Source organism: Methylobacterium sp. 17Sr1-1, assembly GCF_003173775.1.
Classification (GTDB): Bacteria; Pseudomonadota; Alphaproteobacteria; order Rhizobiales; family Beijerinckiaceae; genus Methylobacterium.
Genome location: NZ_CP029552.1, coordinates 4,907,218 through 4,928,772, shown reverse-complemented (window position 1 = coordinate 4,928,772; position 21,555 = coordinate 4,907,218). Strand labels below are relative to the sequence as shown.

General features: G+C 69.7%; 18 protein-coding genes and 1 tRNA gene. 3 read left to right on the top strand and 16 right to left on the bottom strand.

Annotated features, from left to right (window positions below; all coding sequences use genetic code 11):
- Positions 1-10: 10 nt before the first annotated feature.
- The 14 genes from rpoB to DK412_RS22285 all read right to left on the bottom strand — a co-directional run bounded on the left by rpoB (position 11) and on the right by DK412_RS22285 (position 15,915).
- On the bottom strand, positions 11-4,135 hold the full coding sequence (gene rpoB, locus DK412_RS22350; RefSeq protein ID WP_109973756.1) for a DNA-directed RNA polymerase subunit beta: 4,125 nt from the start codon (positions 4,133-4,135) through the stop codon (positions 11-13).
- 274 nt (positions 4,136-4,409) lie between these two features.
- Positions 4,410-4,787 carry a 50S ribosomal protein L7/L12 gene (rplL, locus tag DK412_RS22345; RefSeq protein ID WP_093571356.1) on the bottom strand — a complete coding sequence of 126 codons (378 nt, stop codon included), beginning with the start codon at positions 4,785-4,787 and terminating at the stop codon, positions 4,410-4,412.
- A 51-nt stretch (positions 4,788-4,838) separates the two neighbouring features.
- Complete coding sequence (gene rplJ / locus DK412_RS22340) at positions 4,839-5,372, bottom strand: 50S ribosomal protein L10 (protein WP_109973755.1); 534 nt, start codon at positions 5,370-5,372, stop codon at positions 4,839-4,841.
- A 504-nt stretch (positions 5,373-5,876) separates the two neighbouring features.
- Positions 5,877-7,490: a B12-binding domain-containing radical SAM protein gene (locus DK412_RS22335; protein ID WP_109973754.1), complete on the bottom strand. Its 1,614-nt coding sequence runs from the start codon at positions 7,488-7,490 to the stop codon at positions 5,877-5,879.
- 187 nt (positions 7,491-7,677) lie between these two features.
- Positions 7,678-8,385 (bottom strand): 50S ribosomal protein L1, encoded by a 708-nt coding sequence (rplA, locus tag DK412_RS22330; protein WP_109973753.1) that lies wholly within the window; start codon positions 8,383-8,385, stop codon positions 7,678-7,680.
- Positions 8,386-8,397: 12 nt separating this feature from the next.
- Positions 8,398-8,847: a 50S ribosomal protein L11 gene (rplK, locus tag DK412_RS22325; RefSeq protein ID WP_109973752.1), complete on the bottom strand. Its 450-nt coding sequence runs from the start codon at positions 8,845-8,847 to the stop codon at positions 8,398-8,400.
- 180 nt (positions 8,848-9,027) lie between these two features.
- Positions 9,028-9,561: a transcription termination/antitermination protein NusG gene (nusG, locus tag DK412_RS22320; protein WP_109975431.1), complete on the bottom strand. Its 534-nt coding sequence runs from the start codon at positions 9,559-9,561 to the stop codon at positions 9,028-9,030.
- Positions 9,562-9,652: 91 nt separating this feature from the next.
- Positions 9,653-9,937 carry a preprotein translocase subunit SecE gene (gene secE / locus DK412_RS22315; protein ID WP_109973751.1) on the bottom strand — a complete coding sequence of 95 codons (285 nt, stop codon included), beginning with the start codon at positions 9,935-9,937 and terminating at the stop codon, positions 9,653-9,655.
- Positions 9,938-10,133: 196 nt separating this feature from the next.
- Positions 10,134-10,210: transfer RNA gene (locus DK412_RS22310), tRNA-Trp, on the bottom strand.
- Between the two features lie 712 nt (positions 10,211-10,922).
- Positions 10,923-12,113: an elongation factor Tu gene (gene tuf, locus DK412_RS22305; RefSeq protein ID WP_109973750.1), complete on the bottom strand. Its 1,191-nt coding sequence runs from the start codon at positions 12,111-12,113 to the stop codon at positions 10,923-10,925.
- Between the two features lie 108 nt (positions 12,114-12,221).
- Entirely contained in the window at positions 12,222-12,602 is a 381-nt protein-coding gene (locus tag DK412_RS22300; RefSeq protein WP_109973749.1) for a hypothetical protein, read from the bottom strand.
- A gap of 143 nt (positions 12,603-12,745) precedes the next feature.
- Positions 12,746-14,446 carry a lysine--tRNA ligase gene (locus tag DK412_RS22295; protein WP_109973748.1) on the bottom strand — a complete coding sequence of 567 codons (1,701 nt, stop codon included), beginning with the start codon at positions 14,444-14,446 and terminating at the stop codon, positions 12,746-12,748.
- Between the two features lie 142 nt (positions 14,447-14,588).
- Positions 14,589-15,614: an LLM class flavin-dependent oxidoreductase gene (locus DK412_RS22290; protein WP_109973747.1), complete on the bottom strand. Its 1,026-nt coding sequence runs from the start codon at positions 15,612-15,614 to the stop codon at positions 14,589-14,591.
- Positions 15,615-15,735: 121 nt separating this feature from the next.
- Positions 15,736-15,915, bottom strand: coding sequence for a hypothetical protein (locus DK412_RS22285; protein ID WP_109973746.1), 180 nt, complete (start codon positions 15,913-15,915; stop codon positions 15,736-15,738).
- 186 nt (positions 15,916-16,101) lie between these two features.
- On the opposite strand from DK412_RS22285, the gene DK412_RS22280 reads away from it, so the two are divergent.
- Both DK412_RS22280 and DK412_RS22275 read left to right on the top strand, forming a co-directional pair.
- Positions 16,102-16,884 carry an SDR family oxidoreductase gene (locus tag DK412_RS22280; RefSeq protein ID WP_109973745.1) on the top strand — a complete coding sequence of 261 codons (783 nt, stop codon included), beginning with the start codon at positions 16,102-16,104 and terminating at the stop codon, positions 16,882-16,884.
- 10 nt (positions 16,885-16,894) lie between these two features.
- On the top strand, positions 16,895-17,683 hold the full coding sequence (locus DK412_RS22275; RefSeq protein WP_109973744.1) for a glucose 1-dehydrogenase: 789 nt from the start codon (positions 16,895-16,897) through the stop codon (positions 17,681-17,683).
- A gap of 227 nt (positions 17,684-17,910) precedes the next feature.
- Here the strand turns inward: DK412_RS22275 and DK412_RS22270 are convergent, their stop codons facing one another.
- Positions 17,911-18,732, bottom strand: coding sequence for a transporter substrate-binding domain-containing protein (locus DK412_RS22270; RefSeq protein WP_245571971.1), 822 nt, complete (start codon positions 18,730-18,732; stop codon positions 17,911-17,913).
- A 140-nt stretch (positions 18,733-18,872) separates the two neighbouring features.
- Between DK412_RS22270 and DK412_RS22265 the strand changes: the two genes are divergently transcribed.
- Entirely contained in the window at positions 18,873-20,759 is a 1,887-nt protein-coding gene (locus DK412_RS22265) for a glycosyltransferase family 2 protein (RefSeq protein WP_109973742.1), read from the top strand.
- On the opposite strand, the gene DK412_RS22260 is transcribed toward DK412_RS22265, so the two are convergent.
- Positions 20,704-21,297, bottom strand: coding sequence for an SCO family protein (locus DK412_RS22260; protein ID WP_109973741.1), 594 nt, complete (start codon positions 21,295-21,297; stop codon positions 20,704-20,706). The two genes, DK412_RS22265 and DK412_RS22260, sit on opposite strands and share 56 nt — an antisense overlap.
- Positions 21,298-21,555 lie beyond the last annotated feature (258 nt).

Sequence of the window (21,555 nt, the reverse complement as noted above, 5' to 3'; positions counted from 1 at the left end):
CGGGACGAGCTTACTCGGCCGCCTCGGGAGGCGCCTCGAGCTGGTCGTTGGCGGCGCGCTTGGAGGACAGGAGCTCGACGTTGAGGCCGAGCGACCGCATCTCCTTCACCAGCACGTTGAAGCTCTCCGGGATGCCCGCCTCGAAGGTGTCGTCGCCGCGCACGATGGCCTCGTAGACCTTGGTGCGGCCGGCGACGTCGTCGGACTTCACCGTCAGCATCTCCTGCAGCGTGTAGGCGGCGCCGTAGGCCTCGAGGGCCCACACCTCCATCTCGCCGAAGCGCTGGCCGCCGAACTGCGCCTTGCCGCCCAGCGGCTGCTGGGTGACGAGCGAGTACGGACCGATCGAGCGCGCGTGGATCTTGTCGTCCACCAGGTGGTGCAGCTTCAGCATGTAGATGTAGCCGACCGTGACCTTGCGGTCGAAGGGCTCGCCGGTGCGCCCGTCATAGAGCGTCGACTGGCCCGAGCGGTCGAGACCCGCCATCTCCAGCATCGTCTCGATGTCGGCTTCCTTGGCGCCGTTGAACACCGGGGTGGCCATCGGGACGCCGCGGCGCAGGTTGTTGCCGACCTCGGCGAGATCCTGGTCGGTCAGGCCGGCCAGCTCGGTCTCGCTGTAGATCGCCTTCATGCGCTCGCGCAGGGGCTCGATGTCGTGGGTGCGGAGATACGCGTCCACGGCCTGCGAGACCTGCCGGCCCAGGCCCGCGGCGGCCCAGCCCAGATGCGTCTCGAGGATCTGGCCGACGTTCATCCGGCTCGGCACGCCGAGCGGGTTGAGCACGATGTCGGCGTGCGTGCCGTCCTCCAGGAACGGCATGTCCTCGATCGGCACGATGCGCGAGACCACGCCCTTGTTGCCGTGCCGGCCCGCCATCTTGTCGCCGGGCTGGATCTTGCGCTTCACCGCCACGAAGACCTTGACCATCTTCATGACGCCCGGAGGCAGCTCGTCGCCGCGCTGCAGCTTCTCGACCTTGTCGAGGAAGCGCTGCTCGAGGCGCTTCTTCGACTCGTCGTACTGCTTCTGCATCGCCTCCATCTCGGTCATGAGACGGTCTTCGACGACGGCGAATTGCCACCATTGCGAGCGGGGGTAATCCGCCAGGAGTTCACGGGTGAGCGTGGTCTCCTTCCTGAAGCCCTTCGGGCCGGCGACCGGCGACTGGCCGACCAGCAGGTCGCCCAGACGCGCGTAGGTGTTGCGGTCGAGGATCGCCTGCTCGTCGTCGCGGTCCTTGGCGAGCCGCTCGATCTCCTCGCGCTCGATCGCCTGGGCGCGCTCGTCCTTGTCGACGCCGTGGCGGTTGAACACCCGGACCTCGACGATCGTGCCGGTGACGCCCGGCGGCACCCGCAACGAGGTGTCGCGCACGTCCGAGGCCTTCTCGCCGAAGATGGCGCGCAGGAGCTTCTCCTCCGGCGTCATCGGGCTCTCGCCCTTCGGGGTGATCTTGCCGACCAGGATGTCGCCCGCGTGGACCTCGGCGCCGATATAGACGATGCCGGCCTCGTCGAGGTTCTTGAGCGCCTCCTCCGAGACGTTCGGGATGTCGCGGGTGATCTCCTCCGGCCCGAGCTTGGTGTCGCGGGCCATCACCTCGAATTCCTCGATGTGAATCGAGGTGAACACGTCATCCTTCACGATCCGCTCGGAGAGCAGGATCGAGTCCTCAAAGTTGTAGCCGTTCCACGGCATGAACGCGACGAGCACGTTGCGGCCGAGCGCCAGCTCGCCGAACTCGGTCGAGGGACCGTCGGCGATGATGTCGCCCTTCTTCACCACGTCGCCAACGCGCACGAGCGGCTTCTGGGTGATGCAGGTCGACTGGTTCGAGCGCTGGAACTTCTGCAGCCGGTAGATGTCGACGCCGGGCTTCGAGGCGTCGGCCTCGTCGGTGGCGCGGATGACGATACGGGTCGCGTCGACCTGGTCGATGATGCCCGCGCGCCGGGCGCCGATGGCGGCACCCGAATCGCGCGCGACCACCGCCTCCATGCCGGTGCCGACGAAGGGCGCGTCGGCGCGAACCAGCGGCACCGCCTGGCGCTGCATGTTCGAGCCCATCAGCGCGCGGTTGGCGTCGTCGTTCTCGAGGAACGGGATCAGGGCCGCGGCGACCGACACGAGCTGCTTCGGCGACACGTCCATCAGGTCGACCCGCTCGGGGCCGACGACGATCACCTCGCCCGCCCGCCGGCAGACCACCAGGTCCTCCGTGAGCTTGCGGTTCTCGTCCATCTGCGCGTTGGCCTGGGCGACGTGGTACTTCGCCTCCTCCATCGCCGACAGGTAGGCGACCTCGTCCGTGACCACGCCGTCGCGCACGCGGCGGAACGGGGTCTCGATGAAGCCGTACTTGTTGACGCGGGCGAAGGTGGCCAGCGAGTTGATCAGGCCGATGTTGGGGCCTTCCGGCGTCTCGATCGGGCAGATGCGGCCATAGTGCGTCGGGTGCACGTCGCGCACCTCGAAGCCGGCGCGCTCGCGGGTCAGACCGCCCGGGCCGAGGGCCGAGAGGCGGCGCTTGTGCGTCACCTCGGAGAGCGGGTTGGTCTGGTCCATGAACTGCGACAGCTGCGACGAGCCGAAGAACTCGCGCACCGCGGCCGCCGCGGGCTTCGCGTTGATCAGGTCCTGCGGCATCACGGTGTCGATGTCGACCGACGACATCCGCTCCTTGATGGCGCGCTCCATGCGCAGGAGGCCCAGACGGTACTGGTTCTCCATCAGCTCGCCGACCGAGCGCACCCGGCGGTTGCCGAGGTGGTCGATGTCGTCGATCTCGCCCTTGCCGTCGCGCAGGTCGACCAGCGCCTTGACGACCGCCAGCATGTCCTCGCGGCGCAGGGTCCGCACGGTGTCCGCCGCGTCGAGGTCGAGGCGCATGTTCATCTTCACCCGGCCGACGGCCGAGAGGTCGTAGCGCTCCGCGTCGAAGAACAGCGAGTGGAACATCGCCTCGGCGGTCTCGAGCGTCGGCGGCTCGCCCGGGCGCATCACCCGGTAGATGTCGAACAGCGCGCCCTCGCGGGCCGAGTTCTTGTCGACCGCCAGCGTGTTGCGGATGTAGGGACCGATGTTGACGTGGTCGATGTCGAGGACCGGGATCTCCTCGATGCCGACGTCGGAGAGGCCCTTGAGGACCTTCTCGCTGATCTCGTCGCCGGCCTCGGCGTAGATCTCGCCGGTCTTGTAGTTGACCATGTCCTCGGCGATGTACTGGCCGATCAGGTCCTCGTCGGTGGCGCGCAGGGCCTTCACGCCCTTCTCGGCGATCTGGCGGGCGGCGCGCGCGGTCAGCTTCTTGCCGGCCTCGAGCACCACCTCGCCCGAATCGGCGTCGATCAGGTCGGTCGAGGCCTTGAAGCCCTTCAGCCGCTCGGCGTCGTAGGGCACGCGCCAGTCGCGCCCGTCACGGCTATACGTGACGCGGTTGTAGAAGGTCGACAGGATTTCCTCGCCGTCGAGGCCCAGCGCGAAGAGCAGCGAGGTGACGGGGATCTTGCGCTTGCGGTCGATGCGCGCGTGCACGATGTCCTTGGCGTCGAACTCGACGTCGAGCCAGGAGCCGCGATACGGGATGATGCGCGCGGCGAACAGCAGCTTGCCCGAGGAGTGGGTCTTGCCCTTGTCGTGGTCGAAGAACACGCCCGGCGAGCGGTGCATCTGGGAGACGATGACGCGCTCGGTGCCGTTGACGATGAAGGTGCCGTTCTCCGTCATCAGGGGCATGTCGCCCATGTAGACGTCCTGCTCCTTGATGTCCTTGACCGACTTGGCGCCGGTATCGGGATCGACGTCGAACACGATCAGCCGCAGGGTCACCTTCAGCGGGGCGGCGAAGGTGATGCCGCGCTGGCGGCACTCGTCGACGTCGTATTTCGGCTGCTCGAAGGTGTACTTGACGAACTCGAGGAGCGCGGTCGAGGAGAAGTCGGAGATCGGGAAGACGGACTTGAAGACCGATTGCAAGCCCTCGTCGGCGCGCCCGCCCTCGGGCTCGTCCACCATCAGGAACTGGTCGTAGGACGCCTTCTGGACCTCGATGAGGTTCGGCATCTCGGCGACTTCCCGAATCTTGCCGAAGAACTTGCGAATGCGCTTGCGACCGACCAGCGTGTTGGCCATGGGTTGACCTCGCTCCTCATCCACCGCTTATACGGCTCCGGTGGGACGCCGGCCGAATCGAGCCGGCATCAAACCTGCCTGGAACCGCGCGGACCGCCCGTGCACCGGCCGCCCGCAACCTTCGAAAACCTATATGGTGATCCGTACCCCGGATCCCGAGGGGGTGCGCCGAAAGCGACCATAGCCCGCGAGCGCGAGGCCCGCGGGCTGGTGGCCCCGGACCGGCCAGGGCCGGGTCCGGAGCGCGTGGCGGGCCGGACGGCCCGCCATCGTCTTACTTGAGCTCGACCTTGGCGCCGGCCTTCTCGAGCTGGGCCTTGAGCTTGGCGGCGTCGTCCTTGGACACGCCCTCCTTGATCGGCTTCGGAGCGCCCTCGACCAGATCCTTGGCCTCCTTGAGGCCGAGGCCGGTGATCGCGCGGACCTCCTTGATGACCTCGATCTTCTTGTCGCCGGCCGAAGCGAGGACGACGGTGAACTCGGTCTGCTCCTCGGCGGCCGGGGCAGCGGCGCCACCGGCCGGGCCGGCGGCGACGGCGACGGCGGCAGCCGCCGAGACGCCCCACTTCTCCTCGAGCATCTTCGCGAGCTCGGCAGCCTCGAGAACGGTCAGCGAGGACAGGTCGTCGACGAGCTTGGCAAGATCAGCCATTTTTCACTTCCTGATGTTGTCGGTTTGAACGGTTTGGTCTCGAACAGCCCGTTAGGCCGCTTCGTCGGTCTGGGCGTCGCCGGTCTTGGCATAGGCCCCGAACACGCGCGCGAGCTTGGCGGCCGGCGCGTTGACGACCTGAGCGATCTTGGTCGCGGGAGCCTGGACCAGGCCCACGATCTTGGCACGCAGTTCGTCGAGGGACGGCAGCGAGGCCAGGGCCTTCACGCCGTCCGGGTTCAGGGCGGTCGTCCCCATGGCTCCGCCGAGGATGACCAGCTTCTCGTTGGCCTTGGCGAAGTCCACCGCCACCTTGGCGGCCGCGACCGGATCGCTCGAATAGGCGAGCAGGGTCGGGCCCTTCAGGAGGGGCTGAATGGAGGCGACGTCCGTGCCTTCGAGAGCGATGTTGGCGAGGCGGTTCTTCGCGACCTTCACGGTGGCGCCGGCCTGCTTCATCTGCGAGCGCAGCTTCTGCATGTCGGCGACCGTGAGGCCCTTGTAGTGGGCCACGACGACGACGGAGGTGTTCGTGAACACCCCGTTGAGCGTCGCGACGAGATCAGCTTTTGCTGCTCTGTCCACCTTGGCTCTCTCCGGTTGGCGGAACCCGGATGGGCCCCGCCGGTTGCAGTTGCCGCCCAGGATGAGCCGGGGCCTTCGTGAAAAGACCGCGACGTCCTGAACGACGCTTCACGGCCCTGCCCCCGATGCCAAGGACCTGACGGCCCCTCGCCTCGGGCGAGATGGTTCAAACCGACGCCCCGCAGGCCATGGTCAGCCATGGGGGCGGTGAAACTCGGTCTTCCCCGTCTGTGCAGGCTTTGCGGTTTAAGCCGGCGGATGCCGGCGCCTGCAGTCTCGGACAGGACATGGCCGGACGGGGCGCGAGGGGTTGCCCCCTGAGCCCTTCCGGCCACTTTGGTCACCCGGTCGCCCGGGGACCTCTCTCCAGGACCGGCCGGGCGGCCGAATCCTTTCGATCTCGGAAACGTGGAGCCGGGTCTATAGCGGGGTGCAAACAGCCTGCCAAGTGCCCGGACGGAGGAAATTCGGTCGCAGGGGCGAATTCCCGTCAGAGCCTCCGGTTCACGCCGCCTGCCGGGCCCCGCCCCTCGCGGCGGCCTCCGCCTTCGCCTTGTCCTGCGCGGCGTAGAACGAGGCGTTGTGCTCGCCGCGCAGGGCCTCGCGGGTGAAGCGGATCAGGTGGTGGGCGACGAAGCCCATGTTGAACACCGCCTCGACCTGCCCGCGCTTGAGGGCGTAGGCCGCGGCGCGCCAGAACGGCTTGCGGTAGTCGGAGAACAGGCCGACCCGGGTGATGATGTTGAAGCCGAGGATCAGCCCGCGGCGCAGGTTGGTCAGGGTCAGCTTGCCCGCGGTCGGCGTGGTGATCCGGTGCGGGTAGGTCACGTCGCACTGGCGCTTGAAGCGCTCGAACAGCTGCTCGGGCGAGTAGGCGTGGGCGATGGCCCGGCGCCAGGAACCGACCACGTCGTCGTGCGGGCGCTTGAACAGCACGTTCGATTCCAGGCTGGCATCGTGGACGAGCCGGCCCTCCCGCTCCAGCCGGTCCCAGAGCGGGGTCTTGGGCAGCGCCTGGAGCAGGTTGATGGTCAGAACCGGGATCGCCGACCGGTCGATGAAGTCGATCAGGTTCTGCTCGGACTTGTCCGTGTCGCTGTCGAGCCCGAGGATGATGCCGGAGGTCACCTCCAGCCCGTAGGAGTTCAGGGTCTCGATCGCCTCGTACATCGGCACGGCGGCGTTGTGTGTCTTGTCGATGCCCTTGAGCGCGTCGGCCTCCGGGGTCTCGATGCCGACGAACACCGTCATGAAGTTCGCCTGGCGCATCAGCTCGAGGATCTCGGGCTGCTTGGCCATGTTCAGCGTCGCCTCGCAGGCGAACTGAAGGGGGAAGTTGTTCCGCTTCTGCCACTCCACGAGGTGGGGCAGCATCTCCCGCGTCGCCTTGCGGTTGCCGATGAAGTTGTCGTCGACGAAGTAGACCACCGCCGGGTGGGCCGCTTGCGCCACGATGGCGTCGAGCTCGGCGCAGAGCTGCTCGGGGGTCTTGAGGCGCGGCTGGCGGCCGTAGAGCTGCGGGATGTCGCAGAACTCGCAGCGATAGGGGCAGCCCGAGGAGAATTGCAGCGAGCCGATCAGGTAGCGCTTGAGCGGCACGCGCTCGTAGGCCGGGGCCGGGAAGTCGGACAGCGCGAGGCGATCCGTGGTCTCGAACCGCTCCGGCTCGGCCGGGACCGCGACCGTCTCGTCGAGGCGCCGGATCAGCGCGTCGGTGGCGTCGCCGATCTCGCCGATGTGGAGATAGTCGAAATCCGGGTACTTCTCCGGCGCGCCGGAGACGGAAGGCCCGCCGAGCACCGCGACCTTGCCGGCGGCATGCGCCCGCCGGCCGATCTCGTGGATCTGGCCCTCCTGGATGTGCATGCCCGACACGAACACCGCGTCGGCCCAGGCGAAGTCCTCGGGCCTGGCCCGAGCGATGTTCTCGTCGATGACCCTTACCTCCCATGCCTCCGGCATGTAGGCGGCGATCACCAGCAGCCCTTGCGGCGGCATGAAGGCCTTCACGCCGCCCATCAGCGGATAGGCGTGCGAGAAGGTGCCGAAGGACGGCGTGTAGGCGGGGAAGACGCAGAGGATGCGTCGCGAGGAGGAGACCGGGACGGTGCTGCGCATGGGGACGTATCTAGCACAGCGTCGCCGGAAGGCTGCCCCGCCGCGTCGGGTTTTCGCCGCGCTGCAGAGCTACGCCGGAGATCGTGATGCCGCAGCGTCAGAAGCCTGACACACGCTCCAATGCGAAGCGCCCGGTCCGTTGCCGGACCGGGCGCTTCATCGTGTCATCGCGACAGTCGCGTCGGCGTCAGGCGCCGGCGGCGACCAGCACGCTCGAGGGATCGACCTTCACGCCCGGGCCCATCGTCGAGGAGACGGCGATGCGCTGGATGTAGGTGCCCTTGGCGCCGGCGGGCTTGGCCTTGGCGACCGCGTCGGCGAAGGCGCGGATGTTCTCGACGATCTTCTGCTCGTCGAACGAGACCTTACCGATGCCGGCGTGGACGATGCCCGCCTTCTCGACGCGGAACTCGACCGAGCCGCCCTTGGCGCCGGCGACGGCGCCCTTCACGTCCATGGTGACGGTGCCGACCTTCGGGTTCGGCATCAGGCCGCGCGGGCCCAGCACCTTACCGAGGCGGCCGACCAGCGGCATCATGTCCGGGGTGGCGATGCAGCGATCGAAGTCGATCGTGCCGCCCTGGATCGTCTCGAGCAGGTCCTCGGCCCCGACGATGTCGGCGCCGGCGGCCCGGGCCTCGTCGGCCTTGGGCCCACGGGCGAACACCGCCACCCGCACGGTCCGGCCGGAGCCGTTCGGCAGGTTGCAGACGCCGCGGACCATCTGGTCGGCGTGGCGGGGGTCGACGCCGAGATTCATCGAGACCTCGAAGGTCTCGTCGAACTTGGCGGTGGACCGCTCCTTGATCAGCTTCACCGCGTCGGCGAGCGGATAGAGCTTGGTGACCTCGATGCCCTCGCGGGCGGAGCGGATGCGCTTGCCTGTCTGTGCCATGTCGCCCTCCCCTTACGCGGTGATCTCGAGACCCATGGCGCGGGCGGAGCCGCGGATCATGGCGACGGCGGAATCGACCGAATCGCAGTTCAGGTCGGGCATCTTCTTCTCGGCGATCTCGCGGATCTGCGCCTCGGAGATCTTGCCGGCGGGCGCGCCCTTGCCGGGGGTCTTCGAGCCGGAGGCCGGCTTCTTGCCGATCTTCAGGCCGGCGGCCTTCTTGAGGAAGAAGGAGACCGGGGGCTGCTTCATCTCGAAGGTGAAGGAGCGGTCCTGATACGCGGTGATGATCACCGGGATCGGGGTGCCCTTCTCGATCTGCGAGGTCTTCGCGTTGAAGGCCTTGCAGAATTCCATGATGTTGAGGCCGCGCTGACCGAGCGCGGGACCGATCGGCGGCGACGGATTGGCGGCGCCGGCCGGGACCTGAAGCTTCACGTAGCCCGTGATCTTCTTCGCCATGGGACTGCTCCCAGAATAGCCCTACTGTCTGAGGGCGGTTGCAGGTCGCGGTGCGGCCCGGGCTCCCGGAGGCGTTTCCGGGCGGGCCTTCCGCGGGTGAGAGGCAGCTCTTTCGGGATCAGCGATCGCGAGGCGCGTTGCCACGCCCCGTGCGGCTCCCGAAAAATCCGCCGGTGACGATCAGAGCTTCTCGACCTGACCGTATTCGAGCTCGACCGGGGTCGCCCGGCCGAAGATGGAGACCGCCACCTTGAGGCGGGAGCGGCTCTCGTCGACTTCCTCGACGACGCCGTTGAAGGACGCGAAGGGGCCGTCCGCGACGCGGACCTGCTCGCCGACCTCGTAGGCGATCGAGGCCTTCGGGCGCTCGGTGCCTTCCTGGACCTGGCCCTTGATGCGCTCGGCCTCGGCGTCCGGGATCGGCACCGGCTTCGACTTGTCGGCCCCGAGGAAGCCCGTGACCTTCGGGGTGTTCTTGATGAGGTGGTAGACCTCGTCGGTGAGGTCGCACTTCACCAGCACGTAGCCGGGGAAGAACTTGCGCTCGGCGTCGACCTTGCGGCCGCGGCGCACCTCCACGACCTTCTCGGTCGGGACCATGACCTCGTCGAACTTCTCCGTCAGGCCGCGCTGCGCCGCCTGGTCCTTGATCGACTGCGCGACCTTGTTCTCGAAGTTCGAATAGGCGTGGACGATGTACCAGCGCTTCGACACGGCGTTCACTCCAATCCGGCGGCGGCCCCGACTCTCGGGCCGGCTCTGCCGGGGTCTTGCGGTCCGGCTCTGCCGGGTCTTGACGGCTCGATCAGGCCCCGATGCCCAGCACCAGCGTCACGGCGTAGCGCAGGACCTGGTCGACGACGGTGAAGAACACGCTCGCCACCACCACCATGACGAACACCATCAGGGTGGTGACCAGGGTCTCCTTGCGGGTCGGCCAGGTGACCTTCCGGCCTTCGTCGCGCACCTGCTGCAGGAACTCGAACGGGCCGACGCGCTTCTGCGCCGGACGCGCGGGCGGCGTCGGCGGGGTGCTGCGGGAGGCGTTGCGCCCGAGGTCCATCTTCTTCGTCGCTTCGTTCGATGCCATGGCTCGGACAACCGATGCGCTCGAAACCAACGGCGGCCGGCAGGCTGAAGGATCACCCCCGGCCCGCATCGCCGCCTGTTCGATCTGGGATGGGCGCAGCGTCTAGCGCAGTTGCGTGCGCTTGTCGACTGGCCCGGACGGATTGTTATGGAGGTCTGCCGGCTTTCGCTGGAGGCTCCGGTCGGCTCGCGGTCCCTGGCAGGAGTGGAGGGACTCGAACCCCCAACCCCCGGTTTTGGAGACCGGTGCTCTGACCAGTTGAGCTACACTCCTGCAGCGCCGCGGCGCGAGTGCTCTCTAGCCGGATCGCAGGTCCGGATGCAAGCGGAATGTCGCGATCGGATCGGACCCGTCGATCGGGCGGCCAGGCTCGCTCCCGCGGGGCGGCCCGGCACCGACCGGATGCGTGGCCCATTCTTCGCTCTTCGCTGAGAGCGGCCCAACCGGACGCGACGCCCGGGGCATCGTCCGCAGCAGCGCTCGCGCGGCGATCGTGGCCGGCGAGGTCCGCGCGCCCCGTTCCGGGATCGTCGGCGCGGCAGAGGAGTTCGGGTCCGCGGTGCCCGACCGGGGTGCAGAGGATGCGAGGGCAGGCGGGAGCCGGAACCAAGCGGCCAGTAGCGCCTCCCACCCGCGGCCTCGTCCTGATGTGTCGGTCGATCACGGGTCGACCAGCCTCGAAGGAGGCCTCCAGACGTCTCTGCGATTCCTAAGCAGACTTGCGTTGGCAGGCCAACGCTTCGTCCGCTTAAGTTCTTGTTTTGTCGCAGATTTTTGTCGCAAAACCGACGGCCACTTTTGCGAAATCTGCTTAGAGCCCTCCTTCGAGACTCGCTTCGCGGGCGCCTCAGGGCGGGGTCGTGGGTGGGAGTGGGCCAGCCCGCCGACGGAGCGTCGAGAATGCAAAAGGGGCGGGCGCCGCGCGGCGCCCGCCCCTTTCTTGCGCCCGGAGCCGTTCCCGGCTCCGGACCGATGATCGTCCGACTTACTCGGTGATGGAGGCGACGACGCCGGCGCCGACGGTGCGGCCGCCCTCGCGGATGGCGAAGCGCAGCTTCTCCTCCATGGCGATCGGCACGATCAGCGTCACGTCCATCGTCACGTTGTCGCCCGGCATCACCATCTCGGTGCCCTCGGGCAGCTGGCACACGCCCGTCACGTCCGTCGTCCGGAAGTAGAACTGCGGACGGTAGTTCGTGAAGAACGGCGTGTGCCGCCCGCCCTCCTCCTTCGTCAGGATGTACGCCTCGGCCTTGAACTTCGTGTGCGGCTTCACCGAACCCGGCTTGCACACCACCTGGCCGCGCTCCACGTCCTCGCGCTTCGTGCCGCGCAGAAGAACGCCGACGTTGTCGCCAGCCTGCCCCTGATCGAGCAGCTTGCGGAACATCTCGACGCCGGTCACCGTCGTGGTGGTGGTGGCGCGGATGCCCACGATCTCCACCGACTCGCCGACCTTCACGATCCCGCGCTCGACACGGCCCGTCACCACCGTGCCGCGGCCCGAGATCGAGAACACGTCCTCGATCGGCATCAGGAACGGCAGGTCGATCGGACGCTCCGGCTGCGGGATGTAGGCGTCCACCGTCTTCATCAGCTCGAGGATCGCCTCGTGGCCGATCTTCGGCTCGCGGTTCTCCAGCGCGCACAGCGCCGAGCCCTTGGTGATCGGGATGTCGTCGCCCGGGAAGTCGTACTTCGACAGAAGCTCGCGCACCTCGAGCTCGACCAGCTCCAGAAGCTCCGGATCGTCGACCATGTCGACCTTGTTCATGAACACCACCAGCGCCGGCACGCCGACCTGGCGGGCGAGCAGGATGTGCTCGCGCGTCTGCGGCATCGGGCCGTCGGCCGCCGACACCACCAGGATCGCGCCGTCCATCTGCGCGGCACCCGTGATCATGTTCTTCACGTAGTCGGCGTGACCGGGGCAGTCGACGTGCGCGTAGTGACGGTTCGGCGTCTCGTACTCGACGTGCGCCGTCGAGATCGTGATGCCGCGCGCTTTCTCCTCCGGCGCCTTGTCGATCTGGTCGTACGCCGTGAACGTGGCGCCGCCCGACTCGGCCAGGACCTTCGTGATCGCCGCGGTCAGAGAGGTCTTGCCATGGTCAACGTGACCAATGGTGCCGATGTTGCAGTGCGGCTTCGTCCGCGAAAACTTTTCCTTGGCCATATCCATCACCTGCGGCAAGCCCGCCCACGACGTCCAGCCGGGCGGAAGGCGCGGCCCGCTTAGAGGGTTAGCGCCGGTTGATCAAGTCCGCCGTCGCGCGGCTCCCCTTCAGGGGGTGCCTGCGACGCGCCGGCGGTCGAGGCTGCGGGCATAGGCCTCCGCCGTCTCGCGCTCGTGGTCGGAGAGCAGCTGCTCCACGGCACCGACGAGGTCCGGCGCCTCGGTGAAGCCGGCCGCGACCAGGGCCACCGCCTTCGCCCGCGCGGCGTCGCGCTTGGCCGGCAGGCAGATATGCTGCGCCCGCACGGCGAAATGCTCCGGGGTCTCGTGACGAATCCGCGCGGCGGCGGATTCCCGCGCCAGGCAGCCCTTCAGCCGCGCGATCGCCGCCGCCTCGCGGGCCGGCCGCGCCACCTCGATGGCGCGGGTCTCCGTCACTTGGCCCGGGCCGGACAGGGCGACGAGCAGGATCGGCATCACGGCGCGCATGGCGATGTCCCGGCGTGTTTGTTCCTGTTCTGTTCCATACCACCTGAGGGGCTACTTGCACTGATTCCCTCCTGCCAAGGTAAACGGGCGGAAGGGCGGAGACAACGTGAGGACGGCCCCCGCCGAGGCGGGGGCCGGCTGGATCAGGCCGCCGCCGGGGCCTCGCGGCTCGCCAGGAACGCCGCGTGCTCCTCGGCGAGCGCCCCCGACAGGGCGCGGGCGATCAGCGCGCGGGTCTCCTCGACGCCGTAGAGCGCGACGAAGGAGCCGAAACGGGGCCCGCGGGCCTCGCCGAGGAGGATGCCGTAGAGCGTGGTGAACCAGGTCTGCGACACGCCCGGCCGTCCGTCCGGGCTCTTCGACTTGCCCGACAGGTCTGGGAAGTGGCGCCGCCCGACCTCGTAGACCGCCGCCTGCAGCCCCTCCGGATCGGTGGAGCCTTCTTGCGTCGCCAGCGTGTCGGAGAGATCGCGCAGGGCGGCCGCCTCCTCCTCGCTCGGAGCCCGGTAGGTCTTGGCCGGGCGCACGAAATCGCGGAAGTAGCGCACGGCGTGGTGGACCAGCCGGTCGAGGCGCGGATGCGTCTGCGGCGAGGCCTCCGGCGCGTAGCGGCGGATGAAGCCCCACAACACCGCCGGATCCTCGGTATTGGCCACCGCCACGAGGTTGAGCAGCATCGCGAACGGGATCGCCCCGCTATTCCCCACCCGCTCCGGCGCCGGCGGCGTGCCGGCATGCAGGTGCCAGACCGGGTTGCCGAGCTTCAGCTTCGGCTCCTGCCCCGAGAACTTCTCCAGGAAGGACAGGTAGTCGTCGACGTGGCGCGGGATGACGTCGAAGTGCAGCCGCTTGGCCTCCCGCGGCTTGTTGTACATGAACAGGGCGAGGCTCTCGGGCGTGCCGTAGGCCAGCCACTCGTCGATGGTGAGCCCGTTGCCCTTCGACTTCGAGATCTTCTGCCCCTTCTCGTCGAGGAACAGCTCGTAGTTGAAGCCCTCGGGCGGCTCGGCGCCGAGCGCGCGGGCGATCTGCCCGGAGAGCTTGACCGAATCGATCAGGTCCTTGCCGGCCATCTCGTAATCGACGCCGAGCGCGACCCAGCGCATCGCCCAGTCGGGCTTCCATTGCAGCTTGGCGTGACCGCCGGTGACCGGGGTCTCGTAAGATTCGCCCGTCTGGGGATCGCGCCACACGATGGTGCCCGAGGACACCTTCACCTCGTCGATCGGCACCTGCATCACGTGCCCGGTGACCGGGTGGAGCGGCAGGAACGGCGAGTAGGAGGCGGAGCGCTCGGCGCGCAGCGACGGCAGCATCACCGCCATCACGGCGTCGTAGCGCTCCAGCACCCGCAGCAGGGTCGCGTCGAAGCGGCCCGAGCGGTAGCACTCGGTCGCCGACAGGAACTCGTAGTCGAAGCCGAACGAATCGAGGAAGCGGCGCAGTTCGGCGTTGTTGTGGGCGCCGAAGCTGTCATGGGTGCCGAACGGATCGGGCACCGCGGTCAGCGGCTTGTTGAGGTTCGAGGCCAGGAGCGCCTTGTTCGGCACGTTCTCCGGCACCTTGCGCAACCCGTCCATGTCGTCCGAGAAGGCGACGAGGCGGGTCGGGATGCTGTCGTTGGTCAGCGTCCGGAAGGCGTGGCGCACCATCGAGGTGCGGGCGACCTCGCCGAAGGTCCCGATATGCGGCAGGCCCGAGGGGCCGTAGCCGGTCTCGAACAGCACCTCGCCTTTGCCCGTCCGCTCCAGCCGGGCGACGAGCTTGCGCGCCTCCTCGAAGGGCCAGGCGGACGCGGAGGCGGCGGCCTCCGCCAGGGCGGGATCGATGCTGAATGCGGACATGGCCATCGAGGCCGCGCACGGCGCGGCCTTCCGGTGAGCGTGGAAGGGAGCCCGGCACCCTATGGGCCGCGCTTCCGAGGGTCAACGCGAGACCCCTCACGAATCCCCGGCATCGATTCGCCGGTGCCGGGACCCGACCCCGTCACGCGTGGGCGGGCTCGCGCGCCGGCGCCCCGGCCGCCTGCGGATCGGCCATGATGTCGGCCAGGATCTCGTAGGAGCGCAACCGGGCCCGGTGGTCGTAGATCGCGGCGGCGACCATGAACTCGTCGGCCCCCGTGCGGGCCGCGATGGTGTCCAGGCCCTTGCGCACCGTCTCGGGCGAGCCGACCACCGAGCAGGCCAGCATGCCCGAGGCCTGCAGCTTCTCGTGGCCCGACCAGTAGGTCTCGATGTCGTCGATCGGCGGCGGCAGCTGGCCGCGGGTGCCGCGGAAGATGTTGGTGAAGGATTGCTGCGCCGAGGTGAACAGGCGACGCGCCTCGCCGTCGGTCTCGGCCGCGATCACGTTGACGCCGACCATGGCGTGGGGCTTCGCGAGTTGCGCCGACGGCTCGAAGCGGGCGCGGTAGACCTCCAGCGCCTGCATCAGGGCGTCGGGGGCGAAATGCGACGCGAAGGCGTAGGGCAGGCCGAGCATCGCGGCGAGTTGCGCCCCGAACAGGCTGGAGCCGAGGATCCACAGCGGCACGTTGGTGCCCGTGCCCGGCACCGCCTGGATCACCCGCCCGGCATCGAGCGGGCCGAGCAGCGTCTGGAGTTCCAGCACGTCCTGCGGGAAGTGGTCGGAGGCGGCCGGATCGCGGCGGAGCGCCCGCAGGGTGCGCTGGTCGGTGCCGGGGGCGCGGCCGAGGCCGAGATCGATGCGGCCCGGATAGAGCTCGGCCAGGGTGCCGAACTGCTCGGCGATCACCATCGGCGAGTGGTTCGGCAGCATGATGCCGCCGGCCCCGACCCGGATCCGGTGCGTGCCGCCGGCGATGTAGCCCACCACCACCGAGGTCGCCGCGCTGGCGATGCCGGTCATGTTGTGGTGCTCGGCCACCCAGTAGCGGGTGAAGCCCCACCGGTCGGCGTGCTGCGCGAGGTCGAGGGTGTTGCGCAACGCGTCGCCGGGCGAGGACCCTTTCGGGATCGGCGCGAGGTCGAGGATGGAGAGTGGCGGCATCGGCGGATCCCGGATGTGAGTGCGTGTCCCCTGATGGTGCTGAAGATTTGGCCGCGGGCGGCGGAGCGCAAGGCGGAGCGGGCGGGTGGGGCATGCGTGGGGCGCGGGTGGCCGCCCTCACTCACGGTCCGATGGTCAGAGATCGAACGCGATGAACCGGCCTTCCGGTCTCGCGCATGGCAGCCTGCACCAGAGCCGCGGGCGCGTCGAAGGTGACGCGCTCGGTGCGTTCCCCGAGCAGACCGGCCTCGCGCGCGTCGTCGAGGGGCGCGGTCCGGGTCGTCTTCGCGGTCGATCGCATGGCTCGCCCGCAATCACCGCTCGCGAGGATAGGGGGCAGTCCGGGCTCGCACGAGGTTGACGGAAGCCGGGGCGGCCGAGGTGCCTTGCCCCTTCCGCCGCTTTCGGAAAAGGTTCGCTCCAGCGCCGCCCCGTCCGCGATCATCGCTCGCGGATTCAAAGGAAGGTCGGCCAGATGGGAGGATCCATGGCGGGCGTGTTCGATCTCACCGGTCGGGTGGCGGTGGTCACCGGCGGCAATGGCGGCATCGGGCTCGGGATGGCCGAGGCCCTGGCCGGGGCCGGCTGCGCGGTCTCGGTCTGGGGTCGCGACGAGACCAAGAACCGGCGCGCCCTCGAACGGCTCGCGGCCACGGGCGCCCCGGTCGCCGCCGAGATCTGCGACGTCGCCGACCCTGCGGCCGTGCAGCGCGCCTTCGACGCGACGCTCGCGCGCTTCGGCCGGGTCGACGGGCTCTTCGCCAATGCCGGGGTGGCCGGCGGCGGGCGGCGCTCGTTCCTGGAGCGGGAGCCCGACGAGTGGCGGCAGACCTTCGCGGTCAACCTCGACGGGGTGGTGGCGAGCTTTCAGGTCGCGGCCCGGCACATGGCCGAGCGCGCCGGCCGAGGCGACGCCTTCGGGCGCCTCGTCGCGACGTCCAGCGTCGCCTCGCTGCTGGGGGCGGCCCGCAACGAGCATTACGGCGCCACCAAGGGGGCGCTCAACGCGATGGTGCGGGCGCTGGCGGTCGAGCTCGCCCGCTACGGCGTGACGGCGAACGCGATCCTGCCGGGCTGGATCGAGAGCGACATGACCGCCGGCCTGATGGCGAACGAGAAGTTCGTCACTTTCAACCTGCCGCGCATCCCCGCCCGGCGCTTCGGCCGGCCGGAGGATTTCGGCGGCATCGCCGTCTACCTGATGAGCGGGGCCTCGGCCTACCACACCGGCCAGGTGCTGGTGATCGACGGCGGCTACACGGTCGCCTGAGGAGGACGCCATGGCACGCTTCACCGACAAGGCCGTCCTCGTCACCGGCGCCGGCAGCGGCATCGGCCGCGCCTCCGCCCTGCTCTTCGCCCGCGAGGGCGCCGCCGTCGCCGTGGTCGACCGCGACGGGCTGAGCGCCGAGGAGACCGCCGCGCTGATCGCCTCCGAGGGCGGCCGGGCGCTGGCTCTCGCGGCGGATGCCGGCCGCGAGGCCGACGTGACCGGGTTCCTTAACGCCGCCGAGCGGGAATTCGGCCGGCTCGACGCGATCCACGCCAATGCGGGGATCGGCGGCGGCACCGTGCCGCTCCCAGAGCAGAGCGTGGAGCTCTGGGAGGAGGTCCTGCGGGTCAACCTGATCGGCGCATTCCTGGCGATCAGGCATGGCGGGCCGCTGCTGCTGCGTCACGGCGGCGGGGCGATCGTCTGCACCGCGTCCGTCGCGGGCCTGCGCGCCAACGCGGCGGGCGCGGCCTACAGCGCCAGCAAGGCCGGGGTGATCAGCCTGGTCCAGACCGCGGCGGATGCCTTCGCAGGCTCGGGCTTGCGGATCAACGCCGTCTGCCCCGGCCTGATCGAGACCGGAATGACGGCAGGCCTGTTCGCCGCGGCCCGCGCGAAGGGCAAGGCGGACCGCATCGGTCAGCTCAACCCCGCGCGCCGGGCGGGTGCCCCCGAGGAGGTCGCGGCGGCTGCCGTTTTTCTGGCCAGCGAGGAGGCCTCGTACATCAACGGACAGGCGCTCGCCGTCGATGGCGGGCTGTCGAGCACGCATCCGTTCGTGCCGCGGAGAGGCTGAGAGATCTTTCGAGGGACGAAAATATGCTGCGAGGCGCTTTTCTATCTCACCCGCGACCGCATCCTGAGGCGTCGGTCGATCGAAAATCGACTGGCCTCGAAGGAGGGCTCCAGAAGTCTATGAGAGAACTGAAGGCCTCCTTCGAGGCCGAGCGATCTCCGATCGCCCGGCACCTCAGGATGAGGTCGTGAGTGGGATAAAAACCTGCCGATCGGTCAAACAGGCCTTCAGAACGGGCTGACCGGAAAGAACCGCAGGTACAACTCCGCATACTTCCCCTCGTCCCACAGGCGCTGGAGCGCGTCGTCGAGGGCGCGGGCCAGGGCCTCGTCCTCCTTGCGGGTGACGAAGGCGGTGCCCTCGCCGAAGTAACGGTTCTCCAGGTAGTCGCCGCCGGAGAAGGCGCAGCACCCCGCGGCTTCCGTGCCGCCGATCCACAAGGCCAGGGCCAGCCCGTCGCCGAACAGGTACTCGATCTCGCCGCGGCGCAGGGCGGCCTCGGCGGTGCCGAGGTCCGGATAGGTCTTCGGGGTCGCGTGGAAGAAGGTGCGCAAGTACGCCTCGTGCGCGGTGCCCGAGACCACGCCGGTCGGGTGCTCGGCGATCACCTTGGCGTCGGGCACCGGCAGGCTCTTGTCGCCGCGCACCGCGAAGCGGGCCGGCCAGCGGAAATACGGCCGGGTTGCCCGGTGGTTGGCCCGCAACGCCGCGGTGAGCGGGAGGGCGGCGGCCACCACGTCGCCCTGGTTGGCCTGGAGCGCGTCGAGCAGCGTATCGAAGCGGCGCACCTGCACGGTGCAGGTCAGGCCGAGCTTCTCGCAGGCCGCCCGGGCGAGCTCGACCGAGAACCCCGTCGGGTTGCCGTCCGGCCCGGCGAAGTGCAGCGGCGGGTACTCGTCGTCGGTGAGGAAGCGCACCGGCCGCGTCGCCTGCGGCGGATCCGGCCGCTCCAGCCGGGCACGGGGATTCCAGAAATTCGGGATCGTCACCGGCTCGGCCGCCGCCGGCAGGGCCGCGAGCACCAGGAAGGCCGCCATCAGGCCGCGCATCTGACGATGCGGCATCCGCGCCACGGTTGCGAGAAATCCGCGGGACGGGAGGCGCGACGCTGTCGCGGGGACGGAGAGAGCCATAGGCTCTCCTACCACGAACCTCCGCCGGGGGGAGCCGGCATCGTCGAGGGCCCGAGATGTTCGTCGAGGTCCGGTCTCCGCAGGGCGCCGCGGTCGTCCTGCCCGGCGAGCTCGCCTTCCTGCTCGGCCAGGGCGTCGACCTCGGCCTCGTGCGCGAGGCCGCTCTCCTCGCCCGTCGGGAGGGCGCGGAGCCGGTGGCGGCGCTGCTGCGGGCCGGCCTGATGAGCGAGACCGATTACTACGCCGCCCTCGCCCGGGCGCTGGGCCGGCCGTTCCGCGGCGCCGGCCTCGTCCTGCACGCCGATGCGCGGTTTCCCGACGACATCCGCCTCGGCGCCGCGGTCGGAGCCGCAGGCGAGGTCTTCCTCGCCCCGCCACCCGGGGCGGTGGCGGCGCTCCTCGCCGCCGGCGCGCCGCACGGGGCCGTCCTCACCACGCCGGCGGCGCTCTCGAGCGCGGTTCTGGCGACCGCCGGCCCCCGCGCCGCCGCCCGGGCCGCCGAGGCGCTGGAGGTGCGCGCGCCCGACTGGGCCTACCGCCCGGGGCTGCATCCGGGGCAGATCCTCGTCCTCCTGCTCGGCCTCGCGGCGGCCTTGCTCCTCCTCGATGCCGGGCCCTGGCTCCGGCTCGCCGCCCTGGCGCTCCTGAACTTCACATTCCTGGCGGTGATCGTCTTCCGTCTCGCCGCGCCATTGCTGAAGCCCGCGCCCCTGCCCGATCCCGCACCGGTCCCGGAAGCCGAGCTGCCGGTCTACACGGTGCTGGTGGCGCTCTACCGCGAGACGAAGGTGGTGCCGCGCCTCGTCGGCGCGCTCGCCCGCCTCGACTACCCGGCCTCGAAGCTCGACCTCAAATTCGTGATCGAGGCCGACGACGCCGCCACCGCGGCGGCGCTCGCCGCCCTGCCGCTGCCGGCCCGCTTCGAGGTGGTGACGGCGCCCGCCGGCCTGCCCCGCACCAAGCCGCGCGCCCTCAACGTCGCCCTGCCGCTCGCCCGCGGCGAGCACCTCGTGGTCTACGACGCCGAGGACGTGCCGGATCCGGGCCAGCTCAAGGCCGCGGCTGCCCTGTTTCGCGCCGGCTCGGACCGGCTCGCCTGCCTGCAGGGCCGGCTGGTGATCGACAACACAAACGATTCCTGGCTCACCCGCTGCTTCACCCTCGAATACGCGGCGCTCTTCGACGTGCTGCTGCCGCTGCTGACGGCGGCCCACCTGCCGGTGCCGCTCGGCGGCACGACCACGCATTTCCGTACGCGGGTGCTGCGCGAGCTGCACGGCTGGGACGCCTGGAACGTCACCGAGGATGCCGATCTCGGCCTGCGCCTCTCGCTCGCCGGCTACCGGGTGGGCGATCTGCCGCTCTCGACCCTGGAGGAGGCGCCGGCTCGCGTCCGGCCCTGGCTGCGCCAGCGCATCCGCTGGATGAAGGGCTTCGTCCAGACCACGATCACCCACAGCCGCCACCCCGTCCGCGCCTTCCGGCGCCTGGGGCCCCTCGGCCTGCTCTGTGCCGTCGCCATGGTGCCCGGCACGGTCGTCTCGGCCCTGGCCTACCCGTTCGGGATCGCGCTGGCGGTCTGGCATCTCACCGCCGATCCGCTGCCGGAGGGTCCGGACTTCGTCGCCAACCTTGTGACGGCGACGGGCGCGACCGTCTTCGTCGCCGGCCTCGGAGCGATGGGGCTGCCGGCGCTCGCCGGCTGCCTGCGGCGGGGCTGGTGGAGCCTCGCGCCCTGGGTGCTGATGCTGCCGTTCTACTACGGCCTCGTCAGTGCGGCGGCCTGGCTCGGCCTCCTCGAGTTGCTGGTGGCGCCCTATCGCTGGAACAAGACCGAGCACGGGCTCTCCGCCACCTCCCGCACCGGGGCGATGCGGGAGCAGGGGGTCAGAGCTGGCGCGCCACCTCGGCGGCGGCGTCCTTGGCCGGGCGCATCAGGTTGAGCGCGCCGACGAAGTGGCCGCGTCCGTCCATGATGTAGACCAGCGCCGTGTGCTCCATCGTGTAGTCGCCCTCCTTCAGCGGTACCTTGCGGCTGTAGGCCCGATAGGCCTTGACGGTGGCGGCCACCGCCTCGGGCGAGCCGGTCAGGCCGACGATGCGGGGATCGAAGCTCGACAGATACTCCTTGAGCGCCTTCGGATCGTCGCGCTCGGGGTCGACGGTGACGAACAAAGCCTTCACGTCGCGACCCTGCGGCCCGAGCGCCGCCAGCACGTCGGAGATCTGCTGCAGGGTGGTCGGGCAGATGTCCGGGCAGTGGGTGAAGCCGAAGAACACCAGGTGCGGCTTGCCGGAAAAATCCCGGTCGGTGACGGTGCGGCCGTCCTGGTTCACGAGGGTGAACGGCCCGCCCACCGCGCTGGTGCCGGTCGCCGGGCGGCCGAGCATCAGGCTGGCGGTGAGGCCCAGAACCGCGAGGCCGAGGGCGAAGACGAGGAGCGGGATCGCGGCGCGGCGCATCCGGGGCGTGAGGGGCATCGGCGGATTCTTCCTGGGCTTGCCGGGGGCGGACGGGGCCGGTGGAGCACCGCCGGCCCGCGGCCGCAAGGGGGCACGGGGTCACCCCGGAAGAACCGGGCGCGGGGTTGCTCCAGGAGGACGACCGCTCGCGCGGTGGGCGCAAAGCTGCCCTGCGCCTCAGCAGACCCAGGTAACCGGACCCCATGTTGCGTTGCGTCGCCCGCTCTCCTATCGGTCGCGCCAACCGGTTCCGCGCCTCCCCGCGGTCTCCGACCC

What these genes read in the sequence shown, in the direction of transcription:
- secE (WP_109973751.1), bottom strand. Translation starts at nt 9,937, where the DNA reads ATGGCATCGAACGAAGCGACGAAGAAGATGGACCTCGGGCGCAACGCC.
- DK412_RS22275 (WP_109973744.1), top strand. Translation starts at nt 16,895, where the DNA reads ATGGCACGCTTCACCGACAAGGCCGTCCTCGTCACCGGCGCCGGCAGC.
- DK412_RS22335 (WP_109973754.1), bottom strand. Translation starts at nt 7,490, where the DNA reads ATGCGCAGCACCGTCCCGGTCTCCTCCTCGCGACGCATCCTCTGCGTC.
- DK412_RS22280 (WP_109973745.1), top strand. Translation starts at nt 16,102, where the DNA reads ATGGCGGGCGTGTTCGATCTCACCGGTCGGGTGGCGGTGGTCACCGGC.
- DK412_RS22270 (WP_245571971.1), bottom strand. Translation starts at nt 18,732, where the DNA reads ATGCGCGGCCTGATGGCGGCCTTCCTGGTGCTCGCGGCCCTGCCGGCG.
- rplA (WP_109973753.1), bottom strand. Translation starts at nt 8,385, where the DNA reads ATGGCACAGACAGGCAAGCGCATCCGCTCCGCCCGCGAGGGCATCGAG.
- DK412_RS22290 (WP_109973747.1), bottom strand. Translation starts at nt 15,614, where the DNA reads ATGCCGCCACTCTCCATCCTCGACCTCGCGCCGATCCCGAAAGGGTCC.
- DK412_RS22265 (WP_109973742.1), top strand. Translation starts at nt 18,873, where the DNA reads ATGTTCGTCGAGGTCCGGTCTCCGCAGGGCGCCGCGGTCGTCCTGCCC.
- DK412_RS22300 (WP_109973749.1), bottom strand. Translation starts at nt 12,602, where the DNA reads ATGCGCGCCGTGATGCCGATCCTGCTCGTCGCCCTGTCCGGCCCGGGC.
- tuf (WP_109973750.1), bottom strand. Translation starts at nt 12,113, where the DNA reads ATGGCCAAGGAAAAGTTTTCGCGGACGAAGCCGCACTGCAACATCGGC.
- DK412_RS22295 (WP_109973748.1), bottom strand. Translation starts at nt 14,446, where the DNA reads ATGTCCGCATTCAGCATCGATCCCGCCCTGGCGGAGGCCGCCGCCTCC.
- DK412_RS22260 (WP_109973741.1), bottom strand. Translation starts at nt 21,297, where the DNA reads ATGCCCCTCACGCCCCGGATGCGCCGCGCCGCGATCCCGCTCCTCGTC.
- rpoB (WP_109973756.1), bottom strand. Translation starts at nt 4,135, where the DNA reads ATGGCCAACACGCTGGTCGGTCGCAAGCGCATTCGCAAGTTCTTCGGC.
- DK412_RS22285 (WP_109973746.1), bottom strand. Translation starts at nt 15,915, where the DNA reads ATGCGATCGACCGCGAAGACGACCCGGACCGCGCCCCTCGACGACGCG.
- rplK (WP_109973752.1), bottom strand. Translation starts at nt 8,847, where the DNA reads ATGGCGAAGAAGATCACGGGCTACGTGAAGCTTCAGGTCCCGGCCGGC.
- rplL (WP_093571356.1), bottom strand. Translation starts at nt 4,787, where the DNA reads ATGGCTGATCTTGCCAAGCTCGTCGACGACCTGTCCTCGCTGACCGTT.